This window comes from Rufibacter sediminis, from assembly GCF_014269285.1.
GTDB lineage: Bacteria > Bacteroidota > Bacteroidia > Cytophagales > Hymenobacteraceae > Nibribacter > Nibribacter sediminis.
Genome location: NZ_JACOAF010000009.1, coordinates 1 through 18,237, shown reverse-complemented (window position 1 = coordinate 18,237; position 18,237 = coordinate 1). Strand labels below are relative to the sequence as shown.

Below are 18,237 nucleotides of genomic sequence, written 5' to 3'. Positions count from 1 at the left end.
CTATGTTAGCAGAAGCGAAACTAAAAGCCTTCCTGGAGCTGGTCCAGCAATCGTCTAAAGAGGAACAGCTGTGGATGAGCGGTTACCTGGCCGGCCTAACGGCTGCCCCTGGGGTGGCCGCCCCGGCCGCTGAGTCTGTAGTTGCGGCTCCCAAACCAGCCGTAGGCAAAGTCACCATCGCGTACGGCACCGAGACCGGCAACTCCAAGCGCGTGGCCACAGATCTGGCGGGCAAAGCCAAGAAAAGCGGCATCAACGCCCGCGTGGTGAGCCTGGACCAATACCGCCTGAACGATCTGGAGAAAGAAGAATATTTCCTGACCGTGATCAGTACGCAGGGCGAGGGAGATCCGCCCGCCGGTGCCCAGAAGTTCTACGACTACGTGCACCAAACCGATAAAAAGCTGCCCAAGCTGAAGTACAGCGTGCTGGCCTTGGGCGATACCGCGTACCCGCTGTTCTGCAAAGCCGGCGAGGACGTAGATGCCCAGTTGCAGCGTTTGGGCGGCAGCCCCTTGGTGCCCATCCAGAAGTGTGATGTGGATTATGAAGACGAAGCCAACGCCTGGTTCCAGAGTGTGCTGCAGTCCCTAAACCAGACCGCCGCTCCCGCTTCGGCCCCGGCTCCGGCCGCTGCTCCAGCTCCCGCCAAGAAAGCCGGCAAGAAAATCTACCAAGGAACCATCCTCTCCAACATCGTCCTGAACGATGTGGGCTCCAACAAACTCACCCACCACATTGAGATTGAGGCCGAGGATCTGGCCTATGAGCCCGGCGATGCGCTAGGTGTGGTTCCCAAGAACCGGCCGTTCACCATTGAGGCCATCCTGAAGATCACCGGCATTGCACCCGACGAAAAAGTGACGCACCGCAACAGCGAATCAACCGTGCGCGAGCTGCTGCATGACAAACTGAACATCACGTTTCTGCCGGAGCGGGTGGTGAAAAAATATGCCGAGGTGGTGGAGCAGGACATTCCGGCCACCCGCATTGATTTGCTGGATCTTTTGAGAATTTACCCGGTAAAAGACGCCGAGCAGTTCAAAGAGGTGCTGCAGATTCTGGAACCCATCGCCCCGCGTTTGTATTCAATTTCCTCCTCGTTGGAGGCTCATGCCGGCGAGATCCACGTAACGGTAGCCCGCGATGAGTTCCGAATCAACGAGGAACTGCTGTGCGGCCACTGCTCAGATTATCTGTCTGAACAGAAGGAAGGCCAGCCGCTGGAGTTCTACATCCACAAAAACAGCCAGTTCAAACTGCCGGCTGCCGATAAAGACGTGATCATGATTGGGCCGGGCACGGGCGTGGCGCCGTTCCGCTCTTTCCTGGCCGAGCGCGATGCCACCGGCGCCGAGGGCCGCAACTGGCTCTTCTTCGGGGACCAGCACTTCGCCACCGATTTCCTGTACCAGACCGAAATCCAGAGCTGGTACGAAACCGGCATCCTGACCCGCTTCAACGGTGCCTTCTCCCGCGACCAGCAGGAGAAAGTGTACGTGCAGCACAAGATGCTGGAAAACGCCACCGTTTTCTATGAATGGCTCTCATCGGGCGCTTACGTGTACGTGTGCGGGGCCAAAGAACCCATGAGCGTAGACGTAGAGAACACGCTGCTGCAGATCATCGGGCTGGGTGCCGGTTCTTCGCCAGAAGAAGCCGCCGTGTACCTGGAGCAGATGAAAGAAGAAGGCCGCTACCTGAAAGACGTGTATTAATCTGAAGTGCAAATCATTCCCGGCTGTCCCCCTTTGAAGGGGGTAGAGGGATGATAACTCCTGCAGATCAGGCATTGCAGAATTTATGTAGGGGCAATCCCTTGTGGTTGCCCTTGCTTCGAAGCGAAGCTACTGGCTCTTCAAACGGCCTTGTCATCCCCCTACCCCCTTCAAAGGGGGACGAAGGAGTGATTCCATAAAGAACTGTTTTTAAGCTGTTTTTCTGAAAACAGGCTCAAAACAGGAATGCAAAAATCAGGGCAGGAAATCGACTTCCTGTTCCTCCTAAAGACCAGTTACCATGTCAACTGAGAAAAAGAATTTATCACCCATAGAGAAAATAAAAGAGGTCAGCCAGGGCCTGCGCGGAACGCTGAAGGAAAGCCTGAAAGACGAAATCACCGGGGCCATCCGGGAAGACGATACGGCGCTGGTGAAGTTCCACGGCATGTACATGCAGGACGACCGCGACCGTCGCGAAGAACGGGCCGCCAAGAAGTTGGAGCGTCTGTATTCCTTTATGATCCGGTTGCGGTTGCCCGGCGGTTTCCTGACTCCTGAGCAATGGGTAGCCACGCACAACATCGCGGGCGACAACTCCACGGGTGTGATCAAAATCACTACCCGCCAGACCTTGCAGCTGCACGGCATTGTCAAGTCCAAGACCAAACCCACCATCAAAGCCTTCAACCAGGCCGGGCTGGATTCCATTGCCGCCTGCGGCGATGTGAACCGCAACGTGGTGGCCTCGGCCAACCCGCTGGAATCGCCGCTCCACGAGCGCATATTTCAGTACGCCGACCGGATCAGTGAGTACCTGCTGCCCAAGACCAGATCATACTATGACGTGTGGCTGGACGAGGAGAAAATCTACGACAAGGTGGAGGAGGAAGACCCGCTGTACCAGGACCGCTACCTGCCCCGCAAATTCAAGATTGGCCTGGTGATTCCGCCTAACAATGATTCTGATGTGTTTGCGCAGGATTTGGGCCTCATCGCCATCATTGAGAATAATGAACTGAAAGGCTTCAACCTGGCTGTGGGCGGAGGTTTATCATTTACCCACGGCAACGCCGAAACCTACCCAAGGCTGGCCACCGAGATTGGTTTCGTGAGCACCGAGGAATCAGATGAGAAGCTATTTAAAGCGGTGTATGAGATCCTAACCGTGCAGCGGGATTTCGGGAACCGGGCCGACCGCAAGTTGGCGCGTCTGAAGTACACCGTGGACAACATGGGGCTTGACGTTTTCCGGGCAGAATTAGAAAAACGCACCGGATTCGCGTTAGAAGCCGTTCGGCCGTACACCTTGACCACCCGCAAAGACCATTACGGCTGGACCCAGAGCAACACCGGCCGGTGGCATTACACCGTGTTCGTGGAAAACGGCCGCATTACAGATCTGCCGTCGGCGGCGCTCAAAACGGCCATGCTGGAGGTAGCCCAAACCGGTAAAGCCAACTTCCGGTTCACCTGCAACCAGAACGTGATCCTGAGCGACATCACCGCAGAAGACAAAGCTGCCATTGAAGAAATTCTGGTGAAGCACCAGGTGATTCCGCATACCGAGGCCGCGTCGCTGGTGCGCCAGAACGCGATGGCCTGCGTGGCGTTGCCCACCTGCCCGTTAGCTCTGGCCGAGGCGCAGCGCTACCTGCCGGAACTCATCACCAAGATTGACGGCGTGCTGGCGCACCACGGGTTGCAGGACGAGGAAATCATCATCCGGATGACGGGTTGCCCCAACGGCTGCGGCCGGTCAGTGCTCTCCGAGATCGGCTTTGTGGGAACGGCTCCCGGACATTACAACCTGAACCTGGGCGGCGATGAGCAGGGCCAGCGGCTGAACAAACTTTACAAAGAAAACCTGGACGAGGCGGCCATTCTGCAGGAATTGGATATCGCCTTTGGCGCTTTCAAGCAGAACCGGTTGGCGGGCGAGCGCTTCGGGGATTTCGCCTACCGCACGTTACTAAATTAAAATCAGCCCAGGCGTTTAGCGGTCATTTTCTGAAAAAGAACCGCTAAACGCCTCGTGGCGGGTCCTTCGCTGGCGCGTTTCCTTTTTCCGGTAATTAGTATTCAGTACACTGTGGAGATCGGTATCCGTGGGGCTAAGAGAAGGAAGCTTACTTGCTGATAATTTGCTGTTTATCAAGAAAATATTTACTTTAATAGATAGGTAACGACTGCGCTTGCGCGATGCCGGCTTGTTTTCCGGAGATTCAGCAAAGAACCTCTTTTATCTTAAAAGCCTGGGCATTTCGGCCGGAAGGTTCTAAAATCAAAAGCACACAAACGAATTATGACCACTGCCACCATCAGAGAGCAAAATGAGCTGTTCCCGGTTTTTCTGAAACTGGAGCATCTGCGCGTGCTGGTGGTAGGAGGCGGCAACGTGGGCCTGGAGAAACTGACGGCTTTGCTGCAAAACTCGCCCAGAACTACCATCAAAGTGGTGGCCATCCAGTTTCAGGAGGCGGTGCTCCAGTTGGCGCAGGAAAACCACAACATTGCCCTGGTGCCCAAAGCCTTCGGGCCGGAGGATGTGGCGGGGGCTGACATTGTGATTGTGGCCGTGAACGACCGGACCGCCAGCCGCGCGATCAGCCAGGAAGCCAAGCGCCAGGGCAAACTGGTGAACGTAGCCGATACGCCCGATCTGTGCGATTTCTACCTGAGCTCGGTGGTACGGAAAGGCAACCTGAAAATAGCGATCTCCACCAATGGCAAATCGCCCACCATGGCCAAGCGCCTGAAAGAAACCTTCAATGAGGTGTTGCCCGAGGAGTTGGATGAGGTGTTGGATAATCTGCAGCAGATCAGAAACAGTCTGAAAGGCGATTTCGCCGCCAAAGTCACCCAACTCAACCAGATCACCAAAGTGCTGACCGTTCAAGAGAAACCCCAAATCCGCGTTGAGCGGAAAGAAAAGCCCTGGAAGAAAATCGCCTACGGGGTGCTGCTGGCGTTCTTTTTCATGATTGTGGGGCGCTTCGCGTTCTCGGCCATTTCCATGGAGGAGGTTTCCACCTTTGTGGGTTCCATTGAGCCTATCTTCTACTGGATGATCTTTGCGGGTTTTCTGGCACAGATGGTAGACGGCGCGCTGGGCATGGGCTACGGCGTGACCAGCACCACAGTCTTGCTGTCTCTGGGAATCAACCTGCCGGCCATCAGCGGAAGCATCCATACCGCCGAGATCTTCTCCAGCGGCATCTCGGGTTTCAGCCATTACAAGTTCGGGAACGTGAACAAGAAGCTGTTCAAGGTCTTGTTGGTGCCCGGCGTGCTAGGTGCCATTGCCGGAGCCTGGCTTTTGGCGAAAGTAGGGGAGGAGTACGCCAATTACGTGCGGCCCATTCTGGCCTTGTACACCCTGGTGTTGGGGGCCCGCATCATCTACACCGCCTTCAAGAAAAACAAAGAGCGCAAGAAAGTGAAAAAGGCGGGTTTACTGGCCGGAGCCGGCGGTTTCCTGGACTCCTTTGGCGGCGGCGGCTGGGGGCCGTTGGTGACCAGTACCCTCATTGCCAAGGGCCGTACGCCGCGCTTCGTGATCGGGACGGTGAGCATCACGGAGTTTTTCGTCACCTTCGCCAGCGCCCTCACCTTCTTCGCGATGCTGGGCCTGAGTCATTTGCAGGTCATCATCGGGTTGGTGCTAGGCGGCATGCTGGCGGCGCCCATCGCGGCCCGGCTGGCCGGCCGATTGCCGGTCAAAACTATGTTCATAGCCGTAGGGTCATTGGTGATTATCTGGAGCCTCCGGATTCTGTTGAAAGCGGTAGGGCTGTTCTAGGAATAGAGAAAGCCTGAAAGTGTTTGGGGCCTGTTTTCTTAAAAACAGGCCCCAAACACTTTTAGTGGATACAGGTGCTACACCGATAGACACGCGCCAGAAGTCTGGTTCTCTTTCTCCACCTCAGAAAGCCAAACCGAGAAATGCTGCGAGATCTTCTCGCCCTCAATGATGAACCCGTCATGGCCGTAGTTGGAGTCAATCTCCACCAGCTGCACGTTGGGCAAATGCTGCGCCAGGAACTGCTGCTCCTGCACCGGGCACAGAATGTCGCTGTTAATGCCGATGATCAGCGTCTTTTGGGGTATTTCCGCTAAAACGGCCTCTAAACGCCCGCCTCGTCCGCGTGACAGGTTGTGGCTGTCCAGGGCTTTGGTCAGGAACCAATAACTGTAGGCGTTGAAGCGGTTCACCAGTTTCTCGCCCTGGTAATTGAGGTAAGAAGACACCCTGTAGTTGTCCAGCTTCTCGGGGTCCGGATCGGTTTGGTTCTGGGCCAGGATCTGGTAATTGCGGTAGGTGAGCGTACCCAGAGCGCGGGCGGCTTTAAGGCCTTTGCTCCCGGCCGTAGGATTGGGTTCGCCCCAGGTGCCATCGGCCTCCAGCATCAGGCGCTGGGTGGTATGAATCCCGATGCCCCAGGTGCTCTCGGCGGCCGAGGTGGCCAGCAGGAACAGGTTGTCCACTACCTGCGGCTCCGCGATGGCCCATTCCAACACCTGAAAACCGCCCATGCTGCCCCCGGCCAGGATATGGATTTTCTCCAGGCCCAAGTGCTCGCGCAGCAGCATGTGGGCCCGTACCATGTCGCGCACGGTGACCTGCGGGAACGTGGTGTAATACGGTTCGCCGGTCTGGGGGTTGAGGCTCAAGGGGCCGGTGCTGCCGTAGCAGGAGCCCAGAATGTTGGCGCAGACAATGAAATGCCGTTCAGGATCAATGACCTTACTTTCCCCCACGATACCGTCCCACCAGTCCAACACGTTTGAATTAGCGGTAAGAGCATGGCAAATCCAGACCACATTGCTTTTATTTGCGTTCAGCTTACCAAAGGTGTGGTAGGCGACTGTGATTTCAGGAAGTGTTTGCCCGCCTTCTAATGCAAAAGGTTGGTTATATTGAAAATAATTCATGTAGTACCTTTAACTCTTACAAAGTAAAGGGCTACCGGCTTAAAACCGTAATAAATATGATAAGAATTGAGATGAACCGCGTGGGTGGTGACTATGGTTTTGAAGCCAGAGACGCCAACGGCCACGTCATCACCACCGACACCAGCCCCGAGAGCGGCGGCATGAACTTTGGCGTACGTCCCATGCAAATGCTGTTGATGGCCTTGGGTGGCTGCAGTGGCATTGATGTGGCCATGATCCTGAAAAAACAGCGGCAGGAACTGACCGGCTTCAAGATGGAGATCACCGGCGAGCGCGAGACGGGCAAAGAACCAGCCCTGTGGAAGAAAGTACACGTGGTCTTTGACCTGCAAGGGCCTCATGACGTGGTAAAAGCCGAGCGCGCCTGCGAGCTTTCCATGGAGAAATACTGCTCCGTGGCCGAAACCCTGCGCAGAGCCGGTGCCGAGGTGACCTGGGAAGTAAGGGTTACTGCGTAACCAGTTCTGAGTCCTGAGTTCTAAGTCTTGAGTTGGGAAAGGGAACCCACCCCTAGCCCTTCCAGGAGGAGATTTTCGCTCACTCGTTTTAGGGCCGTTTTTCAGAAAAGAGGCTGAAAACATTGAATATCCTCTAATTGATTGATTGATTGATTGATTGATTGATTGATTGATTGATTGATTGATTGATTGCGCTCCTGTGTTAAACAATCGGACTACGTGTGCTGATATTCCCCTCCTGGTAGGGGTAGGGGTGGGTTCAACCCAAGCAACCACCACTTCAGCAACAGATCAGAAATACCTCACGGTATCTGTGCCGGTAACAGTTGCAAACGCAGTTTAACAGGTATAGAACGTGTTTTCGGGAAGGTGATGCACCACAAAAGGGAACTCTGTTTTTGGCCTGTTTTCAGAAAAGCGGGTCAAAAACGTGTTTTAGACCCGCATACCAACTGTATGAACATTTCGCCTGGGAGTATTAGAAATAGGAAAAAAAGTGCCAAAATAAACCATGTGCTGATGTGCTACCAACTAACACATCAGCACATTAAAAAATTAGCACATTAGAAAATGGAATACCATCCGCTTACCAAAGCCATCAGAATACAGACCGAGCGCACCAATGAGATGGAGCACTCCACGCCCATGTTCCTGACCAGCAGTTTCCAGTTTGAGAACGCCGAGGACATGCGCGCCGCCTTCGCGGATGAGACCGACGACAACATCTACAGCCGCTTCAGCAACCCCTCCGTGCAGGAGTTCACCGATAAGATGTGCGCCCTGGAAGGCGCGGAGGCCGGCTATGCCACCGCCTCGGGCATGAGCGCGGTCTTCGCCTCGTTTATGGCTTTGCTCAAAGCCGGTGACCACCTGCTGGCCTGCAATTCCATCTTCGGGAGCACGCACACCATCATCACCAAGTACCTGCCCAAGTACGGCATTGAGTACAGCTACGTGTCCGCGGACAAGCCCGAGGAGTGGGAAGCCGCCATCCGGCCCAACACCAAAATGCTCTACATTGAGACGCCCACCAACCCCGGGTTGGACATTATTGACCTGGAGTTTGCCGGCCAGCTGACCAAAAAGCATAATATCATTTTTAACGTGGACAACTGCTTCGCCACGCCGGTAAACCAACGTCCGGTAGAGTTTGGCGCGGACCTGATCGTACACTCGGCCACCAAGTGGATAGACGGTCAGGGCCGCGTGCTGGGCGGCGTGGTAGTGGGCAAGAAAGAGCTGATCAAGGACATTTACCTGTTCTGCCGCAGCTCGGGCCCGGCGCTGTCGCCGTTCAACGCCTGGGTGCTGAGCAAAAGCCTGGAGACGCTGGATGTACGCATGGAGCGCCACGCCGGCAATGCCCTGTCCATCGCTACTCAACTGCAGGACCACCCGAAATTGAACTGGGTCAAGTATCCGTTCCTGCCCACGCACCCCAGCTATGAAATTGCCAGAAAGCAGATGAAGAACGGTGGCGGATTGTTCTGTTTCGAGCTGAAAGGCGGCCTGGAGAGCGGACGTACGTTCCTGGACAGCCTGCATCTGATGTCGCTTACCGCCAACCTGGGAGACACCCGCAGCATCGCTTCGCACCCGGCCAGCACCACCCACGCCAAACTCACCGAAGCTGAGCGCCAAGCAGTAGGCATCACGCCCGGCCTCATCAGAATCTCCGTGGGCCTGGAGTACGCCGATGATATTCTGAACGATATTCTGCAGGCGCTGGAGAAGTGCTAGAAGGGTAGTTCGTTGCTAGTGATTAGTCTCTAGATGTTACAAAAAGCGAATCGGGCCTGTTTTCTGAAAACAGGCCCGATTCGCTTTTATCATTTTAGAACCTCTGGCGCGAGACTAAAGTCTCGTGACTTAAGATGATGCGAATCTCCAAACTCGCCGGGAATCACATGAAGAAGGCGTATTTCCCGGCAATGAGTAGGGAGTCTGGAGACTCCCCGCATCCAGCGGCACGAGTCTGGAGACTCGCGCCAGGACCCGCCGTTTATGGGCCGTTTTTTGATAAATGGCTCTAAAATAGCACTTGTCCTTCCGGATGTCTGCCTAAAAGCTGTTCATAATGCTGTTATGCAGGCCTTTGGTGCTCCAGTAGCCGCTGGCGATGATGCGCCGGATGGTGAAGAGCGGGTCCTGCGGATCGCGTTTGGTGGCTAAGATATAAGCCGCGTCAAACCCGCGTTTCTTCAGTTCGGGGATGGCCTCGGGCCGCCATAACCCAAACGGATAAGCGAAGTATTTGATGGGTTTTCCGGTGATGGCTTCCAGTTGTTTCGTGGGTTTCTCAATCTGGGTGATCCAGTCTTTGTCCTCGTACTTTTTCACGTTGTGGTGGTCGTAGGTGTGGGAACCGATCACGTGTCCCGCGTCAGACAATTCCTTGATCTGCTCCTTGGTCATATAGTTGGGCCGGCCGATGGAAACGGTCATGATGAAGAAAACCCCTTTGAAGCCGTACTTGTCCAGTTCTGGTTTGGCCACGGTGTACTGGTCCAGTTTGGTGTCATCGAAGGTGAGCATGATGGGTTTTTCTGGCAGCGGGGTGCCTTTGGTGAGGTAGGCCTGCAACTGATCCGGCAAGATGGTGTGGTAACCGCTGTCGGCGAGCATTTTCATCTGAGCCCTGAAATCATGGGGTTTCACGATGTAGTCTTTGCCCACTTTCCCGTCGCGAGAATTCCATTCGCGGATCTGGTGGTAACACAGGATAGGCACCTGTGGACGGGCCAGAATAGCGGCGGCTGAGGCGGGTTTCTCGGTGGCTGCCTCCGGTGCGGTTGCCACCGCGTCTGGGGAAGGAACTTCCTCTTTCTGCGGCCCGGAAGTGGAAACTACCTGGGTAGGGGAAGGCACCTGCACCTGCTGCTCGGTTTTATTGTCTGACGGAGAGCACGAAAAAAGACTAAACGTAAGCGCGGCGAAAAGCGAGAACCGGCCAAGGCATTGAAAACGGGACATATACTCTAACTGGAAAAAGGTCTTGGATGAAAGAACAGGCAATCCGATCCATTTAAAGCTTAGGACCGCCGCCGTTCAATCCGTAATCTACTGAAACTTGGGGCAATTCTGATGTGTTTCTGGCCTGTTTTCCGGAAAAGAAACTAAAAAGAACTTCGTCTTAAAATCGAAAGAACGCAAAGGCCTGCTTATGGCCCCTCTGGGAGAACACAGATGTCTGCGCGGGAGAGGAGGGCGGGGCCGACCATAGGTTTTAGAGCACTTTTGAAAAAACGGGCACAAAAAAGGGCCTCACGTCAGGTGAGGCCCTTTTGGAGGACTGATGTATCTTAAAACTTAAGCAAGTTTTACATTTACAGCGTTTAAACCTTTGCGGCCTTCTTTCAGCTCAAAAGTTACTTCATCATTTTCTCTGATTTCGTCCACTAGGTTAGACACGTGTACGAAATACTCCTCATTGGAGTCTGCGTCTTTAATGAAGCCAAAACCTTTGGAGTCATTGAAGAATTTTACTTTACCGTTTTTCATTAATGTGATAATATAATAATAAACAAATGTAGAGATTATATTCTACACTTTGACCTTTTTAACGAAGTATATTTACGTAACTCCTGATTTGAATGTTCCTGGTAAATCATCAAAGATGTGCTGCCAGAACAAGAAAGATCACCGGGATAGAAGTATTCCGGAGGATGTTCGTCTGCCGCCGCCCAGCCATTTCCTTGCTGGTTCTTTCCAGAGGGGAATATTTTTCGTGGAGTAGCCTGGAGAACTGCTTTCTCCGGTGATGTTGCCAGCGGCGGCTGAGCAGCCTGAATTATATCCGCACAGAAGCTCAAAAAACTCAGATATGACCACAGAAGCACGAACCACCATCCGCGTAGGACTCATTGGCTTTGGAATGGCGGGCCGCATTTTCCACGCGCCGTTCATCCACCTGGTACCGGGGCTGGAACTGGTAAGAATACGGGAGTCACGGGAAGAGAACATCCAGATTGCCCGGAGCCGCTATCCCCAGGCCATCATCACCAGCCAGGCAGACGACATCATCCAGGACCCGGCCATTGATTTGGTGATCGTGGCCACGCCCAACAGTTCGCATTACGCTTTGGCAAAACAGGCTCTAAACGCGGGCAAACACGTGGTGGTGGAAAAACCGTTCACGCCCACCTCCGCCGAGGCCGATGAGTTGATCCAGTTGGCTCAACAGCAGCAGCGGCTCCTCACCGTGTACCAGAACCGCCGCTGGGACAGTGATTTCAAAACCGTGCGGAAAGTGCTGGAAAGTGGCGTCTTGGGCGAGGTGGTGGAGTACAAAGCCCATTTTGACCGGTTCCGGCCTATGCTCAAAGGAAATACCTGGAAAGAAGAGGCGGCACCCGGCACCGGCATTGTCTATGACCTGGGCTCGCATCTGATTGACCAAGCCCTGGTGCTGTTCGGGAGGCCGCAGGAAATCTCCGCCGACATCCGGATTCAGCGGCCGCTCAGTCCCGTGCCAGATAAGTTTGAAGCCACGCTGTTTTATGATACCCTGAACGTGACCTTATCGGCGGGTTTGCTGGTGCGGGAATTGAGCCCCCGCTACATCCTTCACGGGAACCGGGGTTCTTTCCTGAAGTGCGGCCTGGATGTGCAGGAGAAAGCCCTGAACGACGGTCTTTTGCCGCATCTGGAGCCTGCCTGGGGCGTGGAGCCTGAAAGCATCTGGGGCCACCTGAATACCGAGTTCCAGGGCCTGCATGTCACGGGAAGAGTTGAAAGTGAACCCGGCCACTACCGGGGTTTCTATGAGAATGTCTACCGCGCCATCACCGGCGAAGGCACCTTGGAAGTAAAACCCGAGCAAGCCCGCGACGTGATCAAAGTGGTGGAAACCATGATGCAAAGCAGCCAGGAGAAACGAACAGTTCCCTTTATTGCTTAACCGGCGCGTTTCAGTATAAACAAAACCCCGCCGGAGATCCGGCGGGGTTTTGTTTGGAAGTAAGTGTCCCGCCTCTGGTGACGCGGGGCACTCCGGTTTGCTTGTTGGTTGTGAGTAGTGGGCGCGGGTAATATTAAATCTTTACAAACTCTACGCGGCGGTTGTTGGCTTTGGCTTCTGCCGAGGTGCCTTTGTCCAGCGGTTTGGTTTCGCCCTGGCCTTTGGCTTTCAATCGGCTCTCGGCGATGCCCTGGCTCACTAGGTACGTTTTCACGGCCTCGGCCCGTTGCTGGCTCAGTTTCAGGTTAGAAGCGTCATCGCCGTCCGTATCAGTGTGTCCGTCTACGCTGAAGTGGAGGTCAGGCTGCTCCTGCATCAGTTTCACAATGCCGTTCAGCGTGCCCACCGACTCCGGCCTGATCACCGCTTTGCTGGGGTCAAACTTCACGCCGTAGGTCACAATCTTGCCGGTGGCCAACACCTGGTCGTACAGCTTTTTGCCGCCCTCGGCAATGAACACGTTTTTGACCATCGCGTTGCCCTCAATCCGCCGGTCTGATTTTATCTTCAGGTTGACCGGTTTGCCGGTGACGTTAGGGATATTGATGAGGCGGTGCTGGTCCAGGTAGACTTTCATGCTGCGCTTGTTGAAGGCGATGGAGACGTGCCGCCACTGGTTTTTGGTGCCTGTGGCCTCTAGCTCAGCAGCATTGGAACCGAAGGTCTTGAAACGCACCCCTTCCGGCGAGATAATGATCGGGTCCCAGAACATGCCGTGGGTAGCCTCGTTGTATTTGTTCAGTTCGCTCAGAAAGTAGATTTCGTAGGCCATGTTGGGGTTGTCTGAATCAAAGTAGACGTCCATCTCCACGGTAAACGTTTCGGGCAGCCAGTTCTCGGTTTTCATGAGCGGACTGATGGCGGTGCCATTGCTCACCAGGTGAATGACATCGGTTCCGCCGAAGGAAGCGACTTCCGCATTGCCCTGCTGTAAATCCCAGCGCGAGGGGAATTCGCCGTTTTCTTCGCCTTTGAGGTTATCGGCGAACAGCACTTTATCACCGGGCACGAAATCATATTTGGTCCAGACTTTCGCCTTGGTCTCAGCGGGCGAGGAAGCGTCCTCGGCAGTTGGTTCCTCGGTAGGGGTTTCGCCGTTTTCTTTGTTACCAGATACGGATTTCTTGGTGCTGGTCACCTGATCGGCGGTCTTGTTGATTTTGGCGTCAATCTTCTCATTGACTTTGCTTTTCAGCTTGTCACCAAGGTTGAACTGGGCCTGAGCCGGCAGAGAGAGCAGCGCCAAAAGGAACGCGCCGCCCAGAAAAGAAAGGGTAGACTTCATACAGGTAGGGATATAGGATGAGGTGAAAAGTTGCTTTGTCACTAGTTTTAGAAAATCGCGCAGGAAACGATTTCTGCTCTAAATGACAGAGAACTAATGGTATACCCCTATGATGCAGGAACATGCTAAGAAGATTTCCCGCTGCCTCAGCAGAAAGAAACATCTGGCATGGTCAAAGGTAGATGGGTTGAATGAAGCAAATCCGCGTCACTCCTGAACGGCCCCGTCTGGTTTCTGGGGCTTCCTGGGCCAAGGGAATGGAGTTCATTCAAGACGGATTACGCTGGAAGTACAGGGAGACTCCAGCCTTTGTTTTGGGGCTGTTTTCCCTAAAACGAGTCAAAAACAGGAAAACATAAAGGCCTTACCGCAATTGCAGTAAGGCCTTTATTATTGAGTCAGAGAATTATCTTAGTTGTTCCCGAAGCGCTTGCGCTCGTTCTCATCTAAGTAGATTTTCCGCATTCTGATGCTCTTAGGCGTGATCTCCAGCAGCTCATCTTTCTGGATGTACTCCATGGCTTCTTCCAAAGAGAATTGTTTCTTAGGAACAATCTTCACGTTGTTGTCAGAACCAGAGGCACGCATGTTGGTCAGCTGCTTTCCTTTCTGGATGTTCACGGTCAGGTCATTCTGACGAGAGTGCTCACCAATTACCATGCCCATGTACACATCTTCGCCCGGCTCCACAAAGAACACACCTCTGTCTTGCAGTTTGTCAATAGAGTAAGCAGTACCAGGACCATTCTCCATCGCGATCAAGGAACCGTTGATACGGCCTGGGATAGCGCCTTTGAAGGGCTCATACGCCACAAAACGGTGGTTCATGATGGCTTCACCGGCAGTAGCGGTCAATACGTTGTTACGTAGACCAATCAAACCGCGCGCAGGAATGTTGAACTCCAAGTGCTGCAAGTCGCCTTTCGGCTCCATGATAGTCAAGTCACCTTTCCGCTGGGTCACCAATTCAATCACTTTACCAGCAGATTCCTCAGGAACGTCTACTACTAAGTGCTCCATTGGCTCCATTTTCTGGCCATTCTCTTCTTTGAAAATTACCTGTGGCTGACCTACCTGCAATTCGTAGCCTTCACGACGCATGGTTTCAATCAATACAGACAAGTGAAGAATACCACGTCCGTACACCAGGAAGGTGTCTTCTTTGTCCGTCTCGTCTACCCGCAGCGCCAGGTTTTTCTCCATCTCTTTGTACAGACGGTCACGTAAGTGGCGCGATGTTACAAATTTACCTTCTTTTCCGAAGAAAGGAGAGTTGTTGATGGTGAACAACATGTTCATGGTAGGCTCATCAATAGAGATGCGCTCCAATGGCTCAGGGTTTTCAAAGTCAGCAAGGGTATCGCCAATTTCAAAACCTTCAATACCGGTTACGGCACAGATCTCGCCAGCAGAAACAGATTCTACTTTCACGCGACCTAAACCTTCAAACACCTGAAGTTCTTTGATTTTTACTTTCTTGATAGAGCCATCGCGCTTGCAAAGACTCATGTTGGCGCCTTCTCTCAATGTACCGCGTTTCACGCGACCAATGGCAATACGACCCACGAAAGAAGAATAGTCCAAAGAGGTAATCTGCATCTGCGGGGTTCCCTCTTCTGAAGGGGCCGGAGGAATTACTTCTAAGATCGCATCCAGAAGAGGCGTGATGTTATCGGTTGGTTTCTGCCAGTCGGTGCTCATCCAGCCGTTTTTGCTGGAGCCGTAGATGGTCACGAAGTCTAACTGATCTTCGGTGGCATCCAGGTTGAACATCAGGTCGAATACCATTTCGTGTACTTCGTCCGGACGGCAGTTCTCTTTGTCTACTTTGTTTACCACTACAATTGGCTTCAGGCCTAACTGTACGGCTTTGCCCAGCACGAAGCGGGTCTGTGGCATAGGGCCTTCAAAGGCATCTACCAGCAGAAGAACACCGTCGGCCATTTTCAATACGCGTTCTACCTCACCTCCAAAGTCAGCGTGACCAGGCGTATCAATGATGTTGATTTTCACATCTTTGTAACGAACCGATACGTTTTTGGAAACGATGGTGATGCCGCGCTCCCGCTCCAGGTCATTGTTGTCCAGGATCAGGTCGTCGAACTGTTGGTGTGCGTCAAAAATCTTTGAGGCGTGGATGATCTTGTCTACCAGCGTGGTCTTACCGTGGTCCACGTGGGCAATAATCGCGATGTTGCGGATACTTTGCATTCAGAGGTTGTTTTCAGCCCGCAAAGGTAGGGTTTTTCTTAGGCTTTTCTATCTTTTTTCTGAAAAAGTCCTTTTGCCCAACCACTTACGGGTATTTGCTTGTAAGGAAGAACAGCTTTGCCGCCCGGTTAAGTTCCTGAGGCAGATGAACCCTATGTTATTAATATGAGCGCTGCCGGTTTGCTGCGGGGTTTCTCTCTTGGTATTCCTCCTTAACCCACTCAGATTTTCCGCCTCCAGAAAGCCGGTTTCCTGCCCTCCAGAGCACTAAAAGGCGAGCGGCGTTTTGGGATTAATTTAGATGAAATAATAGTAAAACGAACGTCTGTTTTTTGCGTATCTGCTTGTTCCAAGCCTATCTTTACCTAGCCAGAACTGTGCGTGACTGCGGAGAGGGGATGTTTGGGGCTGCACAGGAAATTTCGCTGCCGAAAATATATCTATATCTTACTATATACCTATTCTCATGCCTGTAATTCTGGAAAATACCGGATCTTCAGCATCGCTTCTGCCCATTTACCAGGAAAAGATAAATTGGCTCCAGCAGGAGTTGCGCCCCCATCGCGAAGCTCTGATGCAACACCCGCTCTACGAATCTATCTATGACCTGGCCGATCTGCGCACGTTCATGGAGCACCACATCTTTGCCGTCTGGGACTTCATGAGCTTGCTCAAAAGCCTGCAGCGGCACCTCACCTGCGTAGACGTTCCCTGGACGCCGCACGGAACCCCTTCTAACCGCCGCCTCATCAACGAGATTGTGCTGGAAGAAGAAACCGACGTAGACCCCGAGGGCAACCCCATCAGCCACTTTGAGCTGTACGTGCGGGCCATGGAAGAATGCGGCGCAGACACGCGGCTCATCCATGAGTTCATGGCCGGGCTGCACCAGGGCAAATCGGTGTTCAGCCAGCTGGAGAACCTGCCGGTGCCGGGCCATACCCAGGCCTTTGTGAACCATACCTTCCAGATCATCCAGAGCGGGCAGCCGCACCGCATTGCCGCCGCCTTCACCTTCGGGCGCGAAGACGTGATCCCAGACATGTTCCGGTGCCTCATCGGGGACCTGAACCGCCGTTACCCCGGCACCCTGGACACCTTCCAGTACTACATGGACCGCCACATCCAGTTAGATGACGAGGTGCACTCACCGCTGGCCATGCGCATGGTAGCCGAACTCTGCGGCGATGACAAGCACAAGTGGGAAGAGTGCCGTGACGAAGCCGTGGCCTGCCAGAAGATGCGCCTGCACCTGTGGGACGGAATTCTGGCCAGCATCCAACGTTTCTAAGACCTTCAAATCCTTTGCGCGCGGGTTGTCGTACTGTAAAACACAGACCTTAACACGCACAACTATGGATTTAGAGAACCTTAGCTCCAATAGCGAGAATATCGAGAACACCGGCTACCTTATTTTGAAAGCCTTTAAAGCGAAAGGCACCCAGGCCGAGGAAGTTTTAGGATGGACGGATATCTACCCGTTCCTGCACCAGGAAGATGAAAAACTCCACTACCAGGATGTGCAGAAGCGGGCCGAAGAACACTTGCGTAACCAGGGCTACGCCACGCCAGACCCCGCCGGTCTGCGCCTGACGCCCGTGGGTTACAAAGCGGTGCAGGAACTGGAAGATGAAGATTTGAGTCAGAGCAACGCTCGGTAAACACAAGGGCCATGCAGACGTTTTGGAGGGATTTTATGAAAAAGGGGCGTAAAACGTCTGGCGTGATCTTGTGCACCGTAGGCTTCTGGGCCACGGCCTGCACGTCGTCCAGAGACAGTCCGGCGCTGGAGACGCCCGAGCCGCAGCGCACCTACCGGGCCACGCCCACCGTGCGCGACATGAACGAGCAGTCCAGCCAGGTGAACCAGAAGAAGAACATCGAGGACAGCAACCCCAATGCCCCCGGAACCAACACCCCCGCGGTGCGCAGCCAGAAAATCCTGCCCGGCCGGCAACCGGTAGCGCCCGACACCATCCGGCGCCCACCCATGCCCCCCACGGTAGGCACCACCACCGGTCAATAAAAGCAAAGCCTTTCAAGGCTGTTTTTTAGAAATAAGTCCCAAAACGCCGCCACTTCTGAGGAAGTCGCGGCGTTTTTTTTGTAGTAGCTAACCACCCCCAGCCCCTCCTAAATTAGGAGGGGAGCTTTTGTCGCTATTTTGTTTTAGGCCCAACTACCCTGTTTCAGGCCCGTTTTCCAGAAAATGCACCAAAAGCGCTACCCACCCTTACCCCTCCAAGGAGGGGAATTTCAGCAATTGATCCGCAGTCTTGGTTGTTGGTGACAACACCAACAACGGCGAGCGAAATCGGCCAGCCCACAGACATTTATTCCCGTCCGCAGGACGATGCAGGTATTGCAACAGAACAAGCAGTAATCAGGCTTTTGCACGTCCCTAGCTTCGGGCCGCTTGCGTAGCCCGGAGCTAGGGACGTGCACGCAAGAACGTTGCAAGCAGCAGAGGCCTACAGGAGCTATGAAACAGAAGGCTTTCACCAGGTGTCATAATTACTGAAGAAAAGACTGTCTGAGCGTCAGCGAGTTTCTTTTCTTCCTGATTCTTTTGGTTACTTTTCTCATCCAGGAGAAAAGTGACAAACGCGGGCAGACCGCGACTCCAGCCTCAAGGCTTGGCAGGAAGGA

At 53.7% G+C, this 18,237-nt stretch carries 14 protein-coding genes; 9 read left to right on the top strand and 5 right to left on the bottom strand.

The annotated features are described in order from the left end of the window. Positions 1 to 2: 2 nt before the first annotated feature. The 3 genes from H7U12_RS04140 to H7U12_RS22850 all read left to right on the top strand — a co-directional run bounded on the left by H7U12_RS04140 (position 3) and on the right by H7U12_RS22850 (position 5,520). Complete coding sequence (locus H7U12_RS04140; RefSeq protein WP_186633367.1) at positions 3 to 1,718, top strand: diflavin oxidoreductase; 1,716 nt, start codon at positions 3 to 5, stop codon at positions 1,716 to 1,718. 301 nt (positions 1,719 to 2,019) lie between these two features. Next, positions 2,020 to 3,699, top strand: coding sequence for an assimilatory sulfite reductase (NADPH) hemoprotein subunit (gene cysI, locus H7U12_RS04135; RefSeq protein ID WP_186633364.1), 1,680 nt, complete (start codon positions 2,020 to 2,022; stop codon positions 3,697 to 3,699). A 324-nt stretch (positions 3,700 to 4,023) separates the two neighbouring features. Further along, positions 4,024 to 5,520: a TSUP family transporter gene (locus H7U12_RS22850; RefSeq protein ID WP_186633360.1), complete on the top strand. Its 1,497-nt coding sequence runs from the start codon at positions 4,024 to 4,026 to the stop codon at positions 5,518 to 5,520. Positions 5,521 to 5,597: 77 nt separating this feature from the next. Here the strand turns inward: H7U12_RS22850 and metX are convergent, their stop codons facing one another. After that, the gene (gene metX / locus H7U12_RS04125; protein ID WP_186633357.1) at positions 5,598 to 6,653 is read right to left on the bottom strand and encodes a homoserine O-acetyltransferase MetX; all 1,056 of its coding nucleotides are present in this window, start codon (positions 6,651 to 6,653) and stop codon (positions 5,598 to 5,600) included. Positions 6,654 to 6,709: 56 nt separating this feature from the next. On the opposite strand from metX, the gene H7U12_RS04120 reads away from it, so the two are divergent. Together H7U12_RS04120 and H7U12_RS04115 are read left to right on the top strand one after the other, a co-directional pair. Then, positions 6,710 to 7,132 carry an OsmC family protein gene (locus tag H7U12_RS04120; protein WP_186633354.1) on the top strand — a complete coding sequence of 141 codons (423 nt, stop codon included), beginning with the start codon at positions 6,710 to 6,712 and terminating at the stop codon, positions 7,130 to 7,132. A gap of 570 nt (positions 7,133 to 7,702) precedes the next feature. Continuing rightward, positions 7,703 to 8,872, top strand: a complete 1,170-nt coding sequence (locus tag H7U12_RS04115) for a trans-sulfuration enzyme family protein (protein ID WP_186633352.1) — start codon at positions 7,703 to 7,705, stop codon at positions 8,870 to 8,872. A 321-nt stretch (positions 8,873 to 9,193) separates the two neighbouring features. Here the strand turns inward: H7U12_RS04115 and H7U12_RS04110 are convergent, their stop codons facing one another. After that, positions 9,194 to 10,105 (bottom strand): polysaccharide deacetylase family protein, encoded by a 912-nt coding sequence (locus tag H7U12_RS04110; protein WP_186633349.1) that lies wholly within the window; start codon positions 10,103 to 10,105, stop codon positions 9,194 to 9,196. A gap of 336 nt (positions 10,106 to 10,441) precedes the next feature. Continuing rightward, on the bottom strand, positions 10,442 to 10,633 hold the full coding sequence (locus H7U12_RS04105) for a cold-shock protein (protein WP_062542753.1): 192 nt from the start codon (positions 10,631 to 10,633) through the stop codon (positions 10,442 to 10,444). 322 nt (positions 10,634 to 10,955) lie between these two features. Between H7U12_RS04105 and H7U12_RS04100 the strand changes: the two genes are divergently transcribed. Then, entirely contained in the window at positions 10,956 to 12,032 is a 1,077-nt protein-coding gene (locus H7U12_RS04100) for an oxidoreductase (protein ID WP_186633346.1), read from the top strand. Between the two features lie 133 nt (positions 12,033 to 12,165). On the opposite strand, the gene H7U12_RS22845 is transcribed toward H7U12_RS04100, so the two are convergent. Both H7U12_RS22845 and typA read right to left on the bottom strand, forming a co-directional pair. Further along, positions 12,166 to 13,377 (bottom strand): OmpA family protein, encoded by a 1,212-nt coding sequence (locus H7U12_RS22845; RefSeq protein WP_305123025.1) that lies wholly within the window; start codon positions 13,375 to 13,377, stop codon positions 12,166 to 12,168. A 411-nt stretch (positions 13,378 to 13,788) separates the two neighbouring features. Continuing rightward, on the bottom strand, positions 13,789 to 15,588 hold the full coding sequence (typA, locus tag H7U12_RS04090; RefSeq protein ID WP_186633343.1) for a translational GTPase TypA: 1,800 nt from the start codon (positions 15,586 to 15,588) through the stop codon (positions 13,789 to 13,791). A gap of 466 nt (positions 15,589 to 16,054) precedes the next feature. On the opposite strand from typA, the gene H7U12_RS04085 reads away from it, so the two are divergent. From H7U12_RS04085 to H7U12_RS04075, 3 genes are all read left to right on the top strand, one after another. Continuing rightward, positions 16,055 to 16,879, top strand: coding sequence for a DUF3050 domain-containing protein (locus H7U12_RS04085; RefSeq protein ID WP_186633340.1), 825 nt, complete (start codon positions 16,055 to 16,057; stop codon positions 16,877 to 16,879). Positions 16,880 to 16,943: 64 nt separating this feature from the next. Further along, on the top strand, positions 16,944 to 17,249 hold the full coding sequence (locus tag H7U12_RS04080; RefSeq protein WP_186633337.1) for a hypothetical protein: 306 nt from the start codon (positions 16,944 to 16,946) through the stop codon (positions 17,247 to 17,249). Positions 17,250 to 17,284: 35 nt separating this feature from the next. Further along, positions 17,285 to 17,614: a hypothetical protein gene (locus H7U12_RS04075; RefSeq protein ID WP_186633334.1), complete on the top strand. Its 330-nt coding sequence runs from the start codon at positions 17,285 to 17,287 to the stop codon at positions 17,612 to 17,614. The last annotated feature ends 623 nt before the right edge of the window (positions 17,615 to 18,237 follow it).

What these genes read in the sequence shown, in the direction of transcription:
- H7U12_RS22845 (WP_305123025.1), bottom strand. Translation starts at nt 13,377, where the DNA reads ATGAAGTCTACCCTTTCTTTTCTGGGCGGCGCGTTCCTTTTGGCGCTG.
- H7U12_RS04110 (WP_186633349.1), bottom strand. Translation starts at nt 10,105, where the DNA reads ATGTCCCGTTTTCAATGCCTTGGCCGGTTCTCGCTTTTCGCCGCGCTT.
- H7U12_RS04100 (WP_186633346.1), top strand. Translation starts at nt 10,956, where the DNA reads ATGACCACAGAAGCACGAACCACCATCCGCGTAGGACTCATTGGCTTT.
- H7U12_RS04140 (WP_186633367.1), top strand. Translation starts at nt 3, where the DNA reads ATGTTAGCAGAAGCGAAACTAAAAGCCTTCCTGGAGCTGGTCCAGCAA.
- typA (WP_186633343.1), bottom strand. Translation starts at nt 15,588, where the DNA reads ATGCAAAGTATCCGCAACATCGCGATTATTGCCCACGTGGACCACGGT.
- H7U12_RS04115 (WP_186633352.1), top strand. Translation starts at nt 7,703, where the DNA reads ATGGAATACCATCCGCTTACCAAAGCCATCAGAATACAGACCGAGCGC.
- H7U12_RS04105 (WP_062542753.1), bottom strand. Translation starts at nt 10,633, where the DNA reads ATGAAAAACGGTAAAGTAAAATTCTTCAATGACTCCAAAGGTTTTGGC.
- metX (WP_186633357.1), bottom strand. Translation starts at nt 6,653, where the DNA reads ATGAATTATTTTCAATATAACCAACCTTTTGCATTAGAAGGCGGGCAA.
- cysI (WP_186633364.1), top strand. Translation starts at nt 2,020, where the DNA reads ATGTCAACTGAGAAAAAGAATTTATCACCCATAGAGAAAATAAAAGAG.
- H7U12_RS04120 (WP_186633354.1), top strand. Translation starts at nt 6,710, where the DNA reads ATGATAAGAATTGAGATGAACCGCGTGGGTGGTGACTATGGTTTTGAA.
- H7U12_RS04085 (WP_186633340.1), top strand. Translation starts at nt 16,055, where the DNA reads ATGCCTGTAATTCTGGAAAATACCGGATCTTCAGCATCGCTTCTGCCC.
- H7U12_RS04075 (WP_186633334.1), top strand. Translation starts at nt 17,285, where the DNA reads ATGAAAAAGGGGCGTAAAACGTCTGGCGTGATCTTGTGCACCGTAGGC.
- H7U12_RS04080 (WP_186633337.1), top strand. Translation starts at nt 16,944, where the DNA reads ATGGATTTAGAGAACCTTAGCTCCAATAGCGAGAATATCGAGAACACC.
- H7U12_RS22850 (WP_186633360.1), top strand. Translation starts at nt 4,024, where the DNA reads ATGACCACTGCCACCATCAGAGAGCAAAATGAGCTGTTCCCGGTTTTT.